This window comes from Pseudomonas sp. EZ-C24, from assembly GCF_014525325.1.
Classification (GTDB): Bacteria; Pseudomonadota; Gammaproteobacteria; order Pseudomonadales; family Pseudomonadaceae; genus Aquipseudomonas; species Aquipseudomonas shirazensis.
Genome location: NZ_JACDIU010000014.1, coordinates 96352 through 112791, shown reverse-complemented (window position 1 = coordinate 112791; position 16440 = coordinate 96352). Strand labels below are relative to the sequence as shown.

At 63.6% G+C, this 16440-nt stretch carries 19 protein-coding genes; 7 read left to right on the top strand and 12 right to left on the bottom strand.

Translation table 11 applies throughout. The features are described 5' to 3' along the window. The first annotated feature begins 71 nt into the window (after window positions 1–71). Window positions 72–731, top strand: a complete 660-nt coding sequence (locus IDM28_RS09595) for an HAD family hydrolase (RefSeq protein ID WP_188035798.1) — start codon at window positions 72–74, stop codon at window positions 729–731. Window positions 732–740: 9 nt separating this feature from the next. Here the strand turns inward: IDM28_RS09595 and IDM28_RS09590 are convergent, their stop codons facing one another. Then, window positions 741–1493 carry an anti-sigma factor family protein gene (locus IDM28_RS09590; protein WP_150571888.1) on the bottom strand — a complete coding sequence of 251 codons (753 nt, stop codon included), beginning with the start codon at window positions 1491–1493 and terminating at the stop codon, window positions 741–743. Continuing rightward, entirely contained in the window at window positions 1490–2011 is a 522-nt protein-coding gene (locus IDM28_RS09585) for a sigma-70 family RNA polymerase sigma factor (protein WP_101318822.1), read from the bottom strand. Before IDM28_RS09585 ends, IDM28_RS09590 begins: the two co-directional genes overlap by 4 nt. Before the next feature lie 125 nt (window positions 2012–2136). Between IDM28_RS09585 and IDM28_RS09580 the strand changes: the two genes are divergently transcribed. The 4 genes from IDM28_RS09580 to IDM28_RS09565 all read left to right on the top strand — a co-directional run bounded on the left by IDM28_RS09580 (window position 2137) and on the right by IDM28_RS09565 (window position 4708). After that, window positions 2137–3189 carry a catalase family peroxidase gene (locus IDM28_RS09580; RefSeq protein ID WP_101322997.1) on the top strand — a complete coding sequence of 351 codons (1053 nt, stop codon included), beginning with the start codon at window positions 2137–2139 and terminating at the stop codon, window positions 3187–3189. Then, a complete protein-coding gene (locus tag IDM28_RS09575) occupies window positions 3186–3719 on the top strand; it encodes a cytochrome b (protein ID WP_101318820.1) in 534 nt (177 codons plus the stop codon). Before IDM28_RS09580 ends, IDM28_RS09575 begins: the two co-directional genes overlap by 4 nt. Before the next feature lie 138 nt (window positions 3720–3857). Then, window positions 3858–4403 carry a cupin domain-containing protein gene (locus IDM28_RS09570; RefSeq protein ID WP_101318818.1) on the top strand — a complete coding sequence of 182 codons (546 nt, stop codon included), beginning with the start codon at window positions 3858–3860 and terminating at the stop codon, window positions 4401–4403. An 8-nt stretch (window positions 4404–4411) separates the two neighbouring features. Continuing rightward, window positions 4412–4708 carry a hypothetical protein gene (locus IDM28_RS09565; RefSeq protein ID WP_188035797.1) on the top strand — a complete coding sequence of 99 codons (297 nt, stop codon included), beginning with the start codon at window positions 4412–4414 and terminating at the stop codon, window positions 4706–4708. On the opposite strand, the gene IDM28_RS09560 is transcribed toward IDM28_RS09565, so the two are convergent. After that, a complete protein-coding gene (locus IDM28_RS09560; RefSeq protein ID WP_181087737.1) occupies window positions 4705–5295 on the bottom strand; it encodes a 2-hydroxychromene-2-carboxylate isomerase in 591 nt (196 codons plus the stop codon). The two genes, IDM28_RS09565 and IDM28_RS09560, sit on opposite strands and share 4 nt — an antisense overlap. Window positions 5296–5319: 24 nt before the next feature. Next, window positions 5320–6051, bottom strand: coding sequence for an SDR family oxidoreductase (locus IDM28_RS09555; RefSeq protein WP_188035796.1), 732 nt, complete (start codon window positions 6049–6051; stop codon window positions 5320–5322). Window positions 6052–6140: 89 nt separating this feature from the next. Between IDM28_RS09555 and IDM28_RS09550 the strand changes: the two genes are divergently transcribed. Together IDM28_RS09550 and IDM28_RS09545 are read left to right on the top strand one after the other, a co-directional pair. Next, window positions 6141–6695: a TetR/AcrR family transcriptional regulator gene (locus IDM28_RS09550; RefSeq protein WP_150571967.1), complete on the top strand. Its 555-nt coding sequence runs from the start codon at window positions 6141–6143 to the stop codon at window positions 6693–6695. Further along, on the top strand, window positions 6692–7294 hold the full coding sequence (locus IDM28_RS09545) for a DUF4157 domain-containing protein (protein ID WP_410524659.1): 603 nt from the start codon (window positions 6692–6694) through the stop codon (window positions 7292–7294). Before IDM28_RS09550 ends, IDM28_RS09545 begins: the two co-directional genes overlap by 4 nt. Before the next feature lie 46 nt (window positions 7295–7340). On the opposite strand, the gene IDM28_RS09540 is transcribed toward IDM28_RS09545, so the two are convergent. The 8 genes from IDM28_RS09540 to IDM28_RS09505 form a co-directional block, all read right to left on the bottom strand. Next, entirely contained in the window at window positions 7341–9758 is a 2418-nt protein-coding gene (locus tag IDM28_RS09540) for a TonB-dependent siderophore receptor (protein ID WP_188035794.1), read from the bottom strand. An 81-nt stretch (window positions 9759–9839) separates the two neighbouring features. Further along, complete coding sequence (locus IDM28_RS09535; RefSeq protein ID WP_101318806.1) at window positions 9840–10787, bottom strand: FecR domain-containing protein; 948 nt, start codon at window positions 10785–10787, stop codon at window positions 9840–9842. Then, window positions 10784–11320: a sigma-70 family RNA polymerase sigma factor gene (locus tag IDM28_RS09530; RefSeq protein ID WP_101318804.1), complete on the bottom strand. Its 537-nt coding sequence runs from the start codon at window positions 11318–11320 to the stop codon at window positions 10784–10786. The genes IDM28_RS09535 and IDM28_RS09530 overlap by 4 nt, the downstream gene beginning before the upstream one ends. 98 nt (window positions 11321–11418) lie before the next feature. Beyond that, window positions 11419–12321: an alpha/beta fold hydrolase gene (locus IDM28_RS09525; RefSeq protein ID WP_188035793.1), complete on the bottom strand. Its 903-nt coding sequence runs from the start codon at window positions 12319–12321 to the stop codon at window positions 11419–11421. A gap of 21 nt (window positions 12322–12342) precedes the next feature. Further along, the gene (locus IDM28_RS09520; RefSeq protein ID WP_103437089.1) at window positions 12343–12963 is read right to left on the bottom strand and encodes a LysE family translocator; all 621 of its coding nucleotides are present in this window, start codon (window positions 12961–12963) and stop codon (window positions 12343–12345) included. A 120-nt stretch (window positions 12964–13083) separates the two neighbouring features. Further along, complete coding sequence (locus IDM28_RS09515; protein WP_188035792.1) at window positions 13084–14013, bottom strand: aliphatic sulfonate ABC transporter substrate-binding protein; 930 nt, start codon at window positions 14011–14013, stop codon at window positions 13084–13086. A 3-nt stretch (window positions 14014–14016) separates the two neighbouring features. Next, on the bottom strand, window positions 14017–15060 hold the full coding sequence (mgrA, locus tag IDM28_RS09510; protein ID WP_188035791.1) for an L-glyceraldehyde 3-phosphate reductase: 1044 nt from the start codon (window positions 15058–15060) through the stop codon (window positions 14017–14019). Beyond that, window positions 15057–16400: an LLM class flavin-dependent oxidoreductase gene (locus IDM28_RS09505; protein ID WP_188035790.1), complete on the bottom strand. Its 1344-nt coding sequence runs from the start codon at window positions 16398–16400 to the stop codon at window positions 15057–15059. Before IDM28_RS09505 ends, mgrA begins: the two co-directional genes overlap by 4 nt. Window positions 16401–16440 lie beyond the last annotated feature (40 nt).

The following is a 16440-nucleotide window of genomic DNA, read 5'->3' as shown; positions in this document are numbered from 1 at the left end:
ACTGAACAGCCCCCTTCGTCGTGCGCATTGGTTATGATCCCCTGCTCGATGTACAAGCTTATGGATAACCGATGCTGACCGCCCTGCTGTTTGACCTCGATGGCACCCTGACCGATACCGACACGCTGCACCTGCAAGCCTTCCGCCAACTGCTGCACGAGCAGGACGGCCGCGAGCTGACCCAGGCCCAGTTCGATGAACAGATCAGCGGTCAGGCCAACGGTGAGCTATTCGCCAGGCTGTTCCCAGATCAGAGCCCGGCGCAGCGCCAGGCGCTGGCGGAGCGCAAGGAAGCGCTGTTTCGCGAGCTCGCCCCTGAACTGCAACCGTTGCCTGGGTTACTGCGTTTGCTCGATTACGCCCAGGCAGAGGCCATCGGCATGTGTGTGGTGACCAATGCGCCGCGCTTGAATGCCGAACACATGCTTGGCGCAATGGGCCTGACCGAGCGCTTCACGCAGGTGCTGGTAGCCGACGAACTGGCGCGGGCCAAGCCCGATCCGCTGCCCTACCTGACCGGCCTGGAGCGGCTGCAGGCGAATGCCGAGCATGCGCTGGCGTTTGAAGACTCACTGCCCGGCGTAACCGCTGCCAGCGCTGCCGGGATCTTCACCGTGGCCATAGCCACCACCCAGACGGCCGAACGCTTGCAGCAAGCCGGCGCGCAACTGGTTATCGATGACTTCAACGACCCGCGCTTGTGGCACCTGATCGAACAGATGCGCGGCTGACAGCAACCGCTACAGGCTGACGCCAAGTACTTCACGCAGCGACTCGCTGCGCTGATCGTCAGCGTCGCTGACCAACGCGAAGTTGTAGGCGCCATGCGACCAGTAGCGCGCTTCCAGCTGGCCATCGGTGCGTTGACCGGTCGGCATCTTGGCAAAGTGCTCGCCGGGCAGGCGCATGAACAGGCTGACCCGCTCGCCCTGCTTGTCTTCGAACACCACCAGCGCCGCCGGCCCTTGCTCGTTGCTCAGCAGGCGCGCACCCACTGGCTGAAAGCCCAAGCCGGCCAGGTCGGGCAATTGGCCGACCCGATTGAAATGGCTGCCCAGCCAGGCGCGCAGCTGGCCAGGGTCGCTGGCCTGAATATCCAAAGCGCTGCTGCCGACAAACAACCGATGGGCCTGCAGCGCATCGGCCATGGGCAATTCGATTGATGCCATGCTCATTTGCCGCGCCTGCCAGCCGCCCATGCCGCCGACACCCAGGCTCAACAGCAACGCCGCAGCCGTCGCCAGCCGGCGTACACGCCGTTGGCGCAGGCGCCGCTGCAGCTGGCCAAGCTCAAGCTGCGGGCCAGGGGCCAGTTCGCCAAAACCGGCCAGGGCTGCACGCAGGCGCCGGGCGTCGTTGCGCCAGGCCTCGATACGCGCAGCCTCCTGCGGATTGGCGGCCAGCCACGCGTGGACTTCAGCGCGGCGCACAGGGTCGAGGCGCTCGTCGATATAGGCGTGCAACTCGTGCTCGGTGGGGGTCAGGCGTGTCATTTCAATCTCCGCAGGGCCGGGGACGCTGGGCTGCCCTCGGTCAGTTGGCGCAATGCTGCACGGGCCCGCGACAAACGCGACATGACCGTGCCGATAGGGATAGCCAAGGCCTCGGCGGCCTCCTTGTAACTCAAGCCCTCGACGCTGACCAGCAACAGCAGCGCGCGCTGCTCGGCCGACAACTGGGCAAATGCCTGCAAGTCGGCCTGGGCGAAGATGATGTCTTCGGTATTGTCGCCGATCGGCTCGCTGATCTCCTGGCCGCCGCTGAACCAGGCCAGCCAGCGCCGGTGCAGCCGGTCGCGGCGCTTGCTGTCGAGAAACAGCCGATAGAGGATGCTGAACAGCCACGCCCGCAGCGCGTCGGCCTCGCGCTGCTGGCCACTACGGCTCAAGGCGCGTTCGATGGTGGCCTGGACCAGGTCGTCGGCACTGCCCGGCTCGCGCGTCAGCCACACGGCAAAGCGGCGCAGGCGCTGCAGCAGTTCGCGCCATTGCGAGTCGTCGAGATCGTGCATGCTGTGATTCCGGCCCATGGGCAGTCAGTGTAAGGGGCAGACGCAGCGCCACGAAATTTATTCCCGGGCGGCTGGAATAAGTTGCGCCGCGCCCCGTCGTACTCGCATCTTCACTGACCCGGATGTTGCCTATGAACACTCCCGTGCACGGCCCCGCCAAGCTTTGGCGGCTGACGGCCATTGCCGCTGGCCTGCTCGTCGCCGGCTGCGCGTTTGCCTACACCGCTGGCTGGATCGGCGGCCCCAAACTCAGCCCGCAACGCATCATCGACACCTTCGAAGCCCAGGCCGGGCACCACCCCGGGTATCGCAAGAACCACGCCAAAGGCCTTTGCGTCACCGGCTACTTCGAGAGCAGCGGGCTGGCCGCGCCGTTGTCCAGCGCGCGGGTCTTCGAGCAGGCGCGGGTGCCAGTGATCGGCCGCTTCGCCATTGGCGGCGCCAACCCGGCCACGCCTGACACCGGTGTGCCCGTGCGAAGCATGGCGTTGCAATTTGCCACCGACGACGGCCAGCTCTGGCGCACCGGCATGAACAACCCGCCGGTACTGGCAATCGGCACCCCAGAGGCGTTCTACCAACAGGTGCTGGCCATGACCCCGGATCCTGCCACCGGCAAGCCGGACCCGGCGCGTATGCAGGCGTTTTTTGCCGAGCACCCGGAAAGTGCGGCGTTTCGCCAATGGGCGGCCTCATACAAGCCCAGCGACAGCTTCGCCAGCACCCAATACCACAGCATCAACGCCTTCCGCCTGATCGACCGCCAGGGCAAAGAGCAGCCGGTGCGCTGGCAGGTCGAGCCGCAAACACCCTATAGCGCCCTCCCCGCACAGGTCAGCGACACGCTGTTCTTGCAGCACGACCTCGCCCAACGGCTGAGCCAGGGCCCACTGCGCTGGACCTTGCGCCTGGTGCTGGCCGAGCCGGGCGACCCGCTGGAAGACCCGTCCAAACCGTGGCCGGCGCAACGGCGCAGCATCGATGCCGGCACGCTGGTGATCAATGCCGTCGATGCCCCCGAGCAAGGCGCCTGCCGTGACCTCAACTTCGACCCGCTGATTCTGCCGAGCGGCATTCAGGCCACTGCCGATCCGATCCTGGCAGCACGCTCGGCGGCCTACTCGGAGTCCTTCAATCGGCGTAGCCGCGAGTCTCTCAACACTGGAGTACGGCCATGAAACCTGCTGCCTTTCACCCCTTCGCGCGGTTGCTGCACTGGCTGATGGCGGTGCTGATCCTGGCCATGCTGTTTATCGGCGTGGGCATGGTCAGCGACCTGTCGACCCGCCATCCGTTGCTGGTGGAACTGCACAAGGCAACCGGCCTGTTGCTGTTGCTGCTGGTGCTGGTACGCATCGCTGTACGCCTGACAGTTCCCCATCCACCGCTGCCGGCAGACCTGCCCGCACTGCAGCGGCTAGCCGCCAAGGCCTCGCACATTGCCCTGTATGGCCTGATGCTGAGCATGCCGCTGCTGGGCTGGGCGATGCTCTCGGCCGGTGGTTATCCACGCCCCTTGCAGTTGCCGGCCATTGCCCCGCACGACCTGCAGCTGTATGCGCTGCTGCGAGGCGCACACAGCTGGGCTGGCTATCTGCTGTTTGCCACGGTGCTGGTGCATCTGGGTGCGGCATTGATGCACGCCTGGGTCCGCCGCGATGCTGTGTTCAAAAGCATGTGGCCGGGGCCGCTGCGCGACGGCAAATAAGCTGCAGCAGGCGCTGGCCGTGACTCAAGCCACCACGACCAGCGCCGTTTAGATGCGCAGCGCGTTGCTGACAAGAGTGTGTTTTAATGCGTCGCTTATTATTTTTTACACCACTCTTCAGTACAGACAAGGCGGCTAATGGACACGGGGACACGACTCAAACTGGTGCGTGAACGCAACGGCCTCTCGCAACGAGAACTGGCTCGCCGCAGCGGCCTGACCAATTCGACCATCTCGCAGATCGAGCAAAACCGCGTCAGCCCCTCTGTCAGTTCCTTGAAAAAGCTGCTTGAAGGCATCCCCATGTCCCTGGCGGAGTTCTTCAGTTTCGATACCCCGGTGCGCGAAGAGCGCTTTGTCTTCCGCGGCGGCGACCAGCCCGACCTGGGCCGCAACGGCCTGCGCATGCTGCTGGTCGGTGCCAGCGTCGAAGGCCGGCAGATGCGTATGCTGCGTGAGTTGTATGCGCCTGGCGCCGATTCCGGCGAGCCGATCGTGCATGCCGAAGGCGAAGAATGCGGCCTGGTTACCCGCGGCACCATTGAGCTGTGGGTAGACGGCCAGGTCAGCGTGCTCAATGCCGGCGATGGTTACTACATTCCCACTACCCTGGCCCACAGCTTCAAGAACATCGGCCAGGACGAGGCTGAGATCATCAGCGCCAACACCCCGGCCAACTTCTGATCGACAGCATGCGCGCGCCCAGCAGCCGTGAGGTATACCAATGCCTGCGTGATGTTGCGATGGGGGTGGAGCCGTTGCAGGTCTGTGCGCGCCCGCGCCCAGACCTGATCGAAGTCAGCAGCGCCGGCTGGCAACTGAGTTTGATCATCGATCCCGAAGGCCTCGCCCACTGCGCCAGCTGCTGCACCCCGCAAGGTGTCAGCAGCAACGGTGACAGCTGGCAGCGCTACGGCACCAACCCGGTCGAGCTGCTAAGCATCTGGGAGCGCCGACAGATCGAGCTACTGCTAGGCCTGGATAGCTAGCGCAAGGCCTGTTCGACAAAGTCCAACCGGTCCTGACCAAAGAACATCTGCCCCTCGACAAAACAGGTCGGCGCGCCAAATACGCCGCGCGTAACTGCTTCCTCGGTTGCCGCTTTCAATGCCTGTTTGACCTCGACTTGCGCTGCCAGCTCGGCGAACTGCTGTGGATCGAAACCGCCAGCAGCCAACGTCTGCTCCAACACCTGCGCATCGCCCAGTGCGCGTTGCTCTGCCCAAAGTGCGTTGAACAGCAACGCAAGCAAGGCCTCAAAGCGCTCAGGTGCGTGCAATTGCATGCCCGTCAGCCCGCGCATCAACCCCAGGGTATTGAGCGGAAAGCCAGCTGGCAGCCCGAATGCCACGCCATAGCGCTGCGCGAACCGCTGCAGGTCGAGCATCATGTAGCGGCCCTTGGCCGGGACCATGACTGGCGATGCGTTGCCGGTCGCCTGGAACACGCCCCCCAACAGCATCGGCCGATAGACCAGCTGCACAGCATGGCGAGCACATAGCTCGGGCAGTTGCGTCCAGGCCAGATAACTGGCTGGGCTGCCGAGGTCGAAGAAAAACTCCACGGATTTACTCATCGCTCGATCCTTTGAAGGGCAGTTTTACCAGCGTTCGATCCACGGCCGCAGGTCCAGCTCGAAGGTCCAGGCATCGCGGGGCTGGGCGTGCAAAAACCAGTAACTGTCGGCAATGTGCGCAGGGTCGAGGATGCCGTCCTGGTCTTTTTGCGCATACCGTTCAGGGAAGTTGTCGCGAATGAACGCGGTGTCGATGGCCCCATCGACCACTACATGGGCAACATGGATATTACGCGGCCCCAGCTCCCGCGCCATGCTCTGCGCCAGCGCCCGCAGGCCATGCTTGGCGGTGGCGAACGCGGCAAACCCCGCCGCGCCACGGGTGCCGGCGGTGGCGCCGGTAAAGATGATGCTGCCGCGCTCGCGAGTGACCATGCGCCTGGCTACTGCCTGAGCGGTCAGAAAACCAGCAAAGCAAGCCATCTCCCAGATCTTGTAGAACTTGCGCGGGGTTTCATCGAGGATGCTGCACGGCACATTGGCGCCGATATTGAACACGAAAGCTTCGATCGCGCCGATATCGCGCTCGATGGTTTCGATCAGGCTGGCGACGTCCTCCTCGCTGCGCGCATCGGAGCCAAAGCCATGCGCCCGGCCACCCTCGGCATTGATCTCGTCCAGCAACGGCTGCAGCTTGGCCGCGTCGCGACGGGTCACACAGGCGATATAACCCTCGCGGGCAAAGCGCTTGGCAATGGCTCCGCCGGTCGCATCGCCGGCACCAATCACCAGCACCACCTTGTCTTGTTCCGCCACGGCCACCTCCATTGGTGAACGATCATTTAGTAAACGAACGCTATGTTATGATCCGACCACCGTCAAGCCCGGGCGCGGAGATCATCTGGATGCGCTACTCCACTGAACACAAACTGCAGACCCGCGAAAAACTCATCGCCAGCAGCGGCGCACTGGCCAAGCGCGGCGGCTTCGCCAGCACCGGCGTGGCTGATTTGATGAAAGCTATTGGCCTCACCGGCGGCGCGTTCTACAACCACTTCCCGTGCAAGGACGACCTGTTCAGCGAGATCGTTCGCCGTGAGCTGAGCAACAGCCCCCTCGCCCGCCTGGCCGCGCGCGGCGCCGAACGCCAGCGTCTGGCCCGCTGCCTGGAGCAGTACCTGAGCCTGGCCCATCTGCATAACGCCGAACAAGGCTGCCCGCTGCCGCCACTGGCGGTGGAGATCGCCCGCGCCGACCAAACCGTACGCCAGGAGGCAGAGCACTGGTTGGTCGTACTGCATGCAGCCTGGAGCGAGACCCTGGATGATCCTGAACTGGCCTGGGCCTTGATCAGCCAATGTGTCGGCGCGGTGGTGGTCGGGCGCATGCTGGCCAGCGAAACCGTGCAAAGCGAACTGCTGCAGGCCAGCCGCAGCCTGGTCGCCAAGGTGCTCGCTTGAGGCCCGCCCTGCTGCTGTGGCTCAGCCTGACCCTGGCCCTGGCCCGACCTGCAGGTGCCGCAGACACCTGCCCGGCGGGCCAGTATCAAGTGTGCTTGATGGGTTGTTTCTGCACCCCCTTCGACCCCGGCCAGGCTGGGCAGATCCTGCAGGATGTCGAACACATGGCCTCAAGCGGCCTGGTCTTCGCCCTGCAACAAGCTCAGGCCGACGCCACTGCACTCGGCACCGAGCCGATCCCGCTGCATATCCGCGTTCAGTTAGACGCCTGGTACGACTTTGCCGTGCTCGACACCGTGCGCTACCGGGTCGGTGACCAACAGCAGGTCAGCGCCGCCAATGCCCTGCTGCAAAACCCCGATGTGAACGCGGTGACCTTGATCGACACGGTGATCTTTCGCCATGCCAGCGATGCCGAGAACAATGTCGCGCTGTGGGCCCATGAGCTCAAGCATGTACAGCAGTATCAAGAGCTGGGCGTCAGCGAGTTCGCCCGGCGCTACACGCGCAACTACAACGAGCTGGAAGCCCCGGCCTACGCGATCGAGGCCGAGGTGGCGGCTGCCTTGCGTAAAAAACAGTCTGGGCAGGCGCACTGATTGCGTCAGCCCCTTACCGCCTGAAAGGGCTCCGGGCCAGCGCCGATTACCAGTCGTAGCTCAGGCTGGCAATCACGTTGCGCCGGTTGCCGTAAAGCACCGAGTCTTCGTAAAAGCCCGGCTGGAAGTAGTGCTTGTCGAACAGGTTGCTGGCCGTAACCGACACCCTCATACCGTCCAGCCCGTTACCCGCCAGGTCGTAACGCAAGGTGACGTCGGTCAGCAGGTAATGGGGCGTCTTCGCGGTGTGCTGCACGTTATATGACGAGCCAACATAGCGCTGTCCAAGCCCCATACCTACGCCTTTGAGCGCACCGTCTGCGATCGTGTAGTCGAGCCAGAGGCTGGCGGTATTGCGCGCAGTCGCCCGCGGCGCGTTGCCCTCGAACCTGTTGTCCTGGGTGATCTCGGCATCCAGGTAAGCGTAGGACGCCAGCACGTTCAGCTCATGGCTGAGGCTGGCCTTGCCTTCCAGCTCGATGCCACGTGAACGCACTTCGCCGCTCTGCACCGAGAAACCGGGATTGACCGGATCGGTGGTGGAGACATTCGTCTGCACCAGATCAAACGCCGAAACGGTGATGAAAGCGTCATAACCGGGCGGCTGGTACTTAACGCCAATCTCGTACTGGCGGCCTTCAGTCGGCTCGAACAGCGTGCCGTCACGGTAGGCTTCCGGGTTGGGCTGAAACGAAGTGCTGTAGCTGGCATAGGGTGCGATGCCATTGTCGAACAGGTAGGCAAGGCCCACGCGGCCGGTGAATTTGCGGTCACGCTGCACGGTATCGACCTGCTCTGTACCGAAGTACAAGCCCTCCTCCCAGGCAGTGGACCAATCCTGACGGCCACCCAGGGTCAGCGCCCAGCGGTCGAGCTTGATCTGATCCTGCAGGTACAGCCCGACCTGTTGCAAACGGGTGTCGGTAGAGCGCTGCAAAGGGTCGTACCAGATGGCCCCACCACCGTAGACCGGGCGATACAGATCGATCATCTCGACCTCAGGATCGGGGTCGCCGTTACGGCGCGTTTCGCGGGCCTTGTAGTGCGAATAATCCAGACCGGCCAGCAACATGTGCTGCAACGGACCCGTGTCGACCAGCCCCTGCAGATGATTGTCGATGAGGAAGGTATCGCTGTTTTTGGGCCGCAGTTGCAAACCGATGTCCTGGGTACGGCCGTCGGCGTTGAGTACCACATCAGGACCACTGGACAGGTAACCAACATTGGAATGCATGTAGCGCAGGTTTTGCTGCAGCTTCCAGCTATTGTCGAACTGATGCTCGTACTGCACGCCGATGACCGTGTTTTCGCTGTGGTAATAGCTGCCCTTCCAGCCCAGGTCGGTGTCTGAATCAATATGGCCATAGGGGCTTTTGCGCACGGTACCAATCAACGGAAAACTCTGCTCCGAGCCACCCGTACGGCTCTTGCTGTAACTGCCAAGCAGCGTCAGCGTATTGGCATCGTCGGGTTTCCAGGTGAGGGACGGCGCTACATAAGTGCGGTCATCTGGGGCGTGCCTGACCTGGGTGTCGCTCTCGCGCTGTAGCAGGACCAGCCGACCGAACAGGGTGCCGTCGTTATCGAGTTGATCACCGACATCAAGACCCAGCTGGCGCCGGTCGAAGCTGCCGTACTGCACTTCGAGATGACGAATCGGCGTTTCCTGCGGGCGTTTACTGGTCATGTTGACCACCCCACCCGGCGCCATCTGCCCGAACAGCACCGAAGCGGGACCTTTGACCACATCGACTCGCTCCAGGCCAAAGGTTTCAAAGTTGGTGTCGTACTGGTTGAAGCCGGTGCGCAGGCCATCCTGATACAGACCGAACAGGTTGAAGGCACGAAAACCGCGCAGAAAGATATCCGGGGCGCCTTGCCCGCCTGCGTAGTCCAACGCGCGAATCCCGGGGGTATAGGCCACAGCGGCATTGAAATCCTGTACACCACGCTGGTCCATTTCATCGCGGGTAATCACCGAAATGCTTTGCGGGATTTCATTGATTGGCGTGTCGGTCTTGGTGCCGACCGTGGTGCGTTTGGCCACATAACCCGGCACTGGTCCGTCGCCAATGGTGCTGCTGAAGCGGGTGTCGACGACCTGCGTGGCGTCGAGTTCCAGCGCTGCGTCCGTTTGGGGGATCGGCGCCAGTGCGTACACGCCGTTGCCGTGATCAACCGCCCGCAAACCGCTACCGGCCAGTACGCGTAAAAAGCCCGCCTGCAGCGCAAATTCACCTTGCAGGCCAGCACTCTGGCGTCCCTCTACCAGAGCCGGTTCGATGGCGAGATTGATGCCCGAACGTGCGGCAAAGCTCGACAGCACCTGACCCAGCGGCCCTGGCGAGATGGTGTAGTGCAGGTTGCTGGCGGCAAATAACGAGGGACTGGCGCTGAGGCTCACAGCCAGAGCTGTGACCTGCACGGCGCAGGCAATTGGTGAGCAACGAAATGACAAAGGCATGCAGACTCCGAATCGAAAAGATCTGTGTGCCTGGAGGACACGCGAGCGCTGGCAAAGCGGACAGGCGCTGCAGACTTTTTTTCAGACGGTTCGCGCCTGCAAACTCACCCAATACCGCGTGCGATACACCACCTGCACTGGCAGCGCCCGGGACACTGCGCTGAGGATCAGGTCGGTGTCGCGCAACAGGAACGCGCCGCTGATCAGCAATTGCCCGACCTGTGCATCGCATCGCACCCAGCCGGGTCGGTAGCGGTTCAGTTCTTCGACGAAAAGGTTGAGGGGCATCCGCTCGACGCGCAGCACACCGCTGGCCCACTCGCCAGCGCCGGTAAGCAATGGCGCTGGGCTCGACACCTGACGGCGGTCGAAATGGGCGCTCTGCCCAGCGCTCAGGTGTAAGTCGCTGCCGCCCTGCACAGGCTGAATGGCGACGGCGCCGGCGAACACGCTGACCTGGCTGTCGTTGCCCTCCTGACGCACGCTGAAGCGCGTGCCCAGTGCACGGATGATGCCTTGCTCGGTCTGCACCGATAGCGGTCGGCTCAGGCTGTCCGGGTGCGTGATAACGAGGATCTCCCCGCCACGCAAGCGCAGCAGCCGCTGGCTGGCATCGAAAACGATGTCCACGCCAGTTTGGGTATTGAGGGCCAGGCGCGTACCGTCGATCAGGGTCAGCTCGCGTTGCTCGCCAATCGCGGTACGTTCATCGGCCAGCCAATCGGTCTGCCGCCAGGCCACCAGCGCAGCAGGAGCGGCGGTCATCAGCACCATCAGCGCCTTGAGGCCAGCACGACGGCTGAGCCCATCGGCTCGTTCCAGGGTGGGTAACGCGACGCCCTCGGGAACGCCTTGCCACTGCTCACTTACCCGCTGCGCCAACTGCCAGGCGCGCGCGTGGTCCGGGTGCTGATCGCGCCAGCGCTCGAATCGGAGTTGTAGTGCAGGACTATGCTCGGCGCCGTTCAAGCGTATGTACCAGCGCGCGGCCTCGCGAACGATGTGTCGCTCCAGCGGCCGTTCGCTCACCGCTCATCGGCCATGGCGAGCAGCATGCAATGCTCCATCGCCTGGGTCAGATAACGCCGCACGCTGCGCACCGTTACCCCCAGTGCCATGGCAATTTGCGCATGGCTGTGGCCTTCGAGCTGCGACAGCAGAAACGCCCGGCGCACCACCGAAGGCAGGCCGTGCAGCAGCGAATCTATCAGTTGCAGGGCTTCCTGGATCAGATACTGCTCTTCGGCCGACGCAGCCCACTGCTCAGGCATCTGTTGCAGGGTATGCAACCAGGCTTGCTCAACCGAGCGGCGACGATACAGGTTGAGCATCAAACGGCGCGCAACAGTGGCCAGGTAAGCACGCGGCTGGCGCAGGTCGGATGCGCGGGGCGCAACTGCGGGGCGAAACAACCGCAGGAAGGTGTCCTGAGTAAGGTCGGCGGCATCGCTGCGGCAGCCCATCCGCTGCCACAGCCAGCGCTTGAGCCAGGCGTGGTGCTCGACATACAGGCCGTGGATGTCGCCATGGGCGGATAAGTCGCGGGAAGAAGCCGAGCCCATAACGCTGGAGTCCTGTAAGCGATGCAATCGCATTTGAGAATTGATCGCACTATACCGGGACGGCCTTGACAGGGCAATTACCCTGCTATCACCCAGGGTTACTGCATCGCTACAGAGTCTGAAACCTTTTGATGATCAAGAAAACTCGCGATCCGCGGTGCTGCCGCTGCCGGATCTTCCTGCATGAAACAATGCCCTCCCGCCACCGCCTGGCTGCTCACCTGCGGATTGAGCGCAGCCAGCCGCTGCACCGACGCCACTACAAACGGGTACGTCTGCTCACCATAGAGAATGCACGTAGGCGTGCTGATCCTGGCCAGATTCGACCACAACCGCTGCGGCGACGAACTGAAAATATCGACCTCACGCGCAGGCCGGCATTTGAGCACCACCCCCTCGCCGCAATCACCGATCGCATGCTCGACATAGGCCCGCAGCGCAGAGTCGTGCCAGCCTTTGAAAATCCCCCTGCCCTGCAACGCAGCGAAAGCCGCGTCGCGGTCAGCCCAGTGGCTGCGCCGGGTGGCCGCCTTGCGCGCCAGTCCATGACTGCGGTGCAGGCCAAACAGCCGGGCAGCGCCCATGGTGACGAGCATGCGCTGGCTGAAGATAACCGGGTCAAGCAGCACGGCGCGCTCGAACAACTGCGGATGATCAGCCACGATCAGCCCAGTCAGCACGCCACCAAAGCTGTGCCCCAGCGCATAGCGCGGCACCGCGCCGTACTCGCCTCGGCCAGCCTCGAAGGCTTCCACCGCCAACTCAGCCGAGCGGTTCCAGCCGCGAAACACCCCACCGTGGTCACTGTCGCCGTGGCCCTGCACATCGCTCAGCCACAGGTCGAAGTGATCACCCAGGCGCATCAGCAGGGGTTGATAGGTCAGGCTGCAAAAGCCATTGCCATGCAGAAAGTGTAACAACGGCTTGCCGCTGGCCGGCGTGCGCCAGCCGCGCAGGGTAAAGCCTTCGGAGCAGTCGTGAGACCAGGGGATCAATTGCATCGCTTGGCTGTACTCGCCGGTTCAGGAAAACGCCGATTGTACAAACAGCAGCGGGTAAAGCGATATCACCAGCAGCACGGCCATCAGGACATTGAACAGCATCAGCCAGCGCGGATTCTGCAGCAGGTTGCGCAAGGCACTGCCGAACATTACCCAGATCCCGACGCTAGGCAGGTTGACCAGGGCGAATACGGCGGCAATCACGATCACGTTGACCACGTAGCCTTGCGCTGGGGTGTAGGTGGTAATGGCGCCAACAGCCATGACCCAGGCTTTCGGGTTGACCCACTGAAACGCCGCAGCACCGAGAAAGGTCATCGGTTTGGCCGTGCTTTTGCCGTTGGCGGAGATCGGCCCGGAGGTAGCGATCTTGTACGCCAGGTACAGCAGATAGGCAGCGCCGACATAGCGCAATACCGTGTACAGCACAGGCCAGGCCTTGAACACTTCACCCAGACCAAAGCCCACTCCCAGCACCATCAGCATGAAGCCGATACTGACCCCCAGCGCGTGGGGAATGGTCCGCAGCGCGCCGAAGTTGACCCCTGAGGCCAGCAACATGGTGTTGTTGGGCCCCGGAGTGATGGAGGATACGAAGGCGAACAGTACGAACGCCATCAGCAGGTCGAAGGAGGCAAACATGAGCAAGTGTCCCGAGCGGGTAGATGTTGTGCACCCACAGTAGCCCAGCGCCCTCGCCCGCCCACCTATACAGTTAGCCTCAAATAAGCAGATACACATTTTGTACTGCTGCGGGATAGATCACGGTCGCCGCCACACTGCCGGCGCAATTTGCACCTGCCTGGGCAGCAAGCGGTTGTCGAAAAACAACTGTGCCGTGCGCTGCTGCGCGGCGATGATTTCGTCACTGACGGCAAGCACTGGCGACGCCGGACGATGGCTGAAACTGCGCCGCACGACCTCTTCAGGCATACCCATGAAGTCCGCCAATGTGCGGATACTGCCGGCCTCGTCACTGCGGGTCAGCGCCTCGGCCTGGCTTATCTGCTCAAGCAACTGGCCGACGAATTCGGGGTTGGCTTCGACATAGCTCCGCGCGCCGAGCATGAACGGGCCGATCAGGCCCAAACCCTGCCCGTCCGCCAGTACCCGCGCCTTGCCTTCGACGTCGATGGCCGAATAGAACGGGTCCCAGATCGCCCAGGCATCGACACTGCCGCGCTCGAACGCCGCGCGGGCATCGGCCGGGGCCAGGTACACCGGTTGCACGTCGCGGATGCTCAAGCCGGCCTTGGCCAGGCTGCGCAACAGCAGGTTGTGCGCGCTGGAGCCTTTCTGCAGGGCGATGCGCTTGCCCTTGAGCTCGGCAACGCTGGCCAGCGTGCTGGCTTTGGGCACCAGGATCACTTCGGCTTGCGGTTTGGCCGGCTCGGCGCCGATGTAGAGCAGATCGGCACCGGCCGCCTGGGCGAAGATCGGTGGGATATCGCCGGTCGAGCCGATATCCAGGCTGCCGATGTTGAGCGCCTCGAGCATCTGCGGCCCGGCCGGAAACTCGATCCATTGCACCTTGGTATTGGCAAAGCGCTGCTCGAGCAAACCGTGCTGTTTGGCCAGCACCAGGCTGATCGAGCCCTTCTGGTAGCCGATGCGCAAACTGGCCGGATCTGCCGCTTGCACAGTCCCCGCGAGGGCCAACAGCAGTGCTGCGGCCAGGCGAACAATAGTCATGGCTTACTCCTTCCAGTCGGTCGAGGGTTTTTCCCAGAGGTTGATCCCGCCTTCCACGGCGAACTGGTCGATCTCGGCCAGCTCCTCGGCGCTGAACGCGAGGTTGTCCAGAGCCGCGACGTTCTCGATGATCTGCTCGGGCCGGCTGGCGCCGATCAGGGCCGAACTCACGCGTGGATCGCGTAGGGTCCAGGCCAGTGCCAGTTGCGCCAGGCTCTGGCCACGCCGGTGGGCGATCTCGTTGAGCGCCTGGGCGCGAGCGATATTGGCTTCGGACAAATGCTCGGCGCGCAGCGAGCTGCCGCCGGCACGGTTGACCCGAGCATCAGTCGGCACGCCCTGCAGATACTTGTCGGTGAGCAGCCCCTGGGCCAGCGCAGTGAACACGATGACCCCGGCGCCGACCTCTGCGGTGGTGTCGAGCAGGTCCTGTTCGATCCAGCGGTTGAACAGATTGTACGAGGGCTGATGGATCAACAGCGGCACGTTCAGCGCTTGCAGCAATGCTGCGATCTCGCGGGTTTTGCCCGCCGAATAGGACGAGATACCGATGTACAGCGCCTTGCCCTGGCGGACGATATCGGCCAGGGCAATCGCAGTTTCTTCCAGCGGCGTGTCGGCGTCGAAACGGTGCGAATAGAAGATATCGACGTAGTCCAGGCCCAGCCGCGTCAGGCTCTGATCGAGGCTGGAGATCAGGTACTTACGCGAGCTGCCGCCCTGCCCGTAGGGCCCAGGCCACATGTCCCAGCCAGCCTTGCTGGAGATGATCAGCTCATCGCGATAAGCGCGCAGGTCTTCGCGCAGCAAGCGGCCAAAGTTGCTTTCGGCGCTGCCGTACGGCGGGCCGTAGTTGTTGGCCAGGTCGAAGTGATTGATGCCAGCATCGAACGCGGTGCGCAGCAGCGCGCGCTGGGTATCGATCGGCGTGGCATCGCCAAAGTTGTGCCACAGGCCCAGTGACAATGCCGGCAGGACCAGGCCACTGCGGCCGACGCGGCGGTACGGCATGCGCGCATAGCGCTCGGGGTGGGCGGTGTAGCTCATGGTTGACCTCGTTTGGCAAAGAAGGGATTGGCCGGCACTTGCAGGCCCAGATGCTCACGCAGGGTGCGGCCCTGGTATTCACGGCGGAACAGCCCACGGCGCTGCAGCTCGGGCACGACCCAGCGGGCGACGTCTTCCAGGCCCTGCGGCAAGTGCGGCACCAGCACGTTGAAACCGTCGGCGGCGGCGCCTTCGAACCAGGCCTGCAGCTCGTCGGCGATCTGCGTCGGCGTGCCGATCAGGCTGTAGTGGCCGCGGCCACCGGCGATGCGCTGGCCAAGCTGGGCCAGGGTCAGCTGTTCGCTGCCGGCCAGCTCGGTGAGCAACTGCTGGCGGCTTCGCTGGCCGTCCTCAGTCGGTGGCAGCTCCGGCAACGGGCCGTCCAGCGGGTAGCCAGACAGGTCGAAGTTACCGAGCATGCGCCCGAGCAAGGCCACGCCTACCCGTGGGTCGACCAGCGCCTGAAACTGCTCGGCCTTGTCCTGCGCCTCGGCCTCGCTCTGCCCCACCACGATGAACACGCCAGGCATGACCTTCAGCGCATCCGGTTCGCGCCCGTAGCGCGGCAAGCGGCCCTTGAGGTCGGCATAGAACGCTTGCGCCCGGGCCAGTGAAGGCTGCGCGGTAAACACCACTTCGGCAGTTTCGGCCGCCAGCTCGCGTCCGGCCTCGGACGAGCCGGCCTGCACCAGCACCGGCCTGCCCTGGGGCGTGCGAGCGACATTGAGCGGGCCTTTGACGCGAAAGTGCTCGCCAACATGTTCAAGGGCACGCACGCCATCGGCGTGATGGAACACGCCACTGGCCTTGTCGCGGACAAACGCATCATCCGCCCAGCTGTCCCACAGCCCCTGCACCACCTGCTGAAACTCGCGAGCGCGGGCATAGCGTTCGCCATGCGGGATATGCGCGCTGCGGCCAAAATTGCCAGCCTCGGCGGCGGCATCCGAGGTCACCAGGTTCCAGCCGGCGCGGCCGGCGGACAAGTGATCGAGCGAGGCAAACTTGCGCGCCACATGGTACGGCTCGTTGTAGCTGGTGGTGGCCGTGGCGATCAGGCCGATGCGCTCGGTCACTGCGCTGAGTGCTGACAGCAATGTCAGTGGCTCGAAGTACACCGAGCGTGCGCTGTGGCTGGCTAGGGCATCACTCGGCGCGGCCACGCTGTCGGCGACGAACAGTGAGTCGAAGCAGGCCGCCTCGGCAGCCTGAGCTACGCGCCGGTAGGTGGCGAAGTCCAGCGGATCAGCCGGCACGTCTGGATGACGCCAGGCGGCGACGTGGTGCCCGGTGGCCATGATGAAGGCGCCGAGGCTGAGTTGACGGGGTGCTGTACTCATCGGAGTTACTCGCTGATCGGTGCAAAGAGGCGGCCACAGG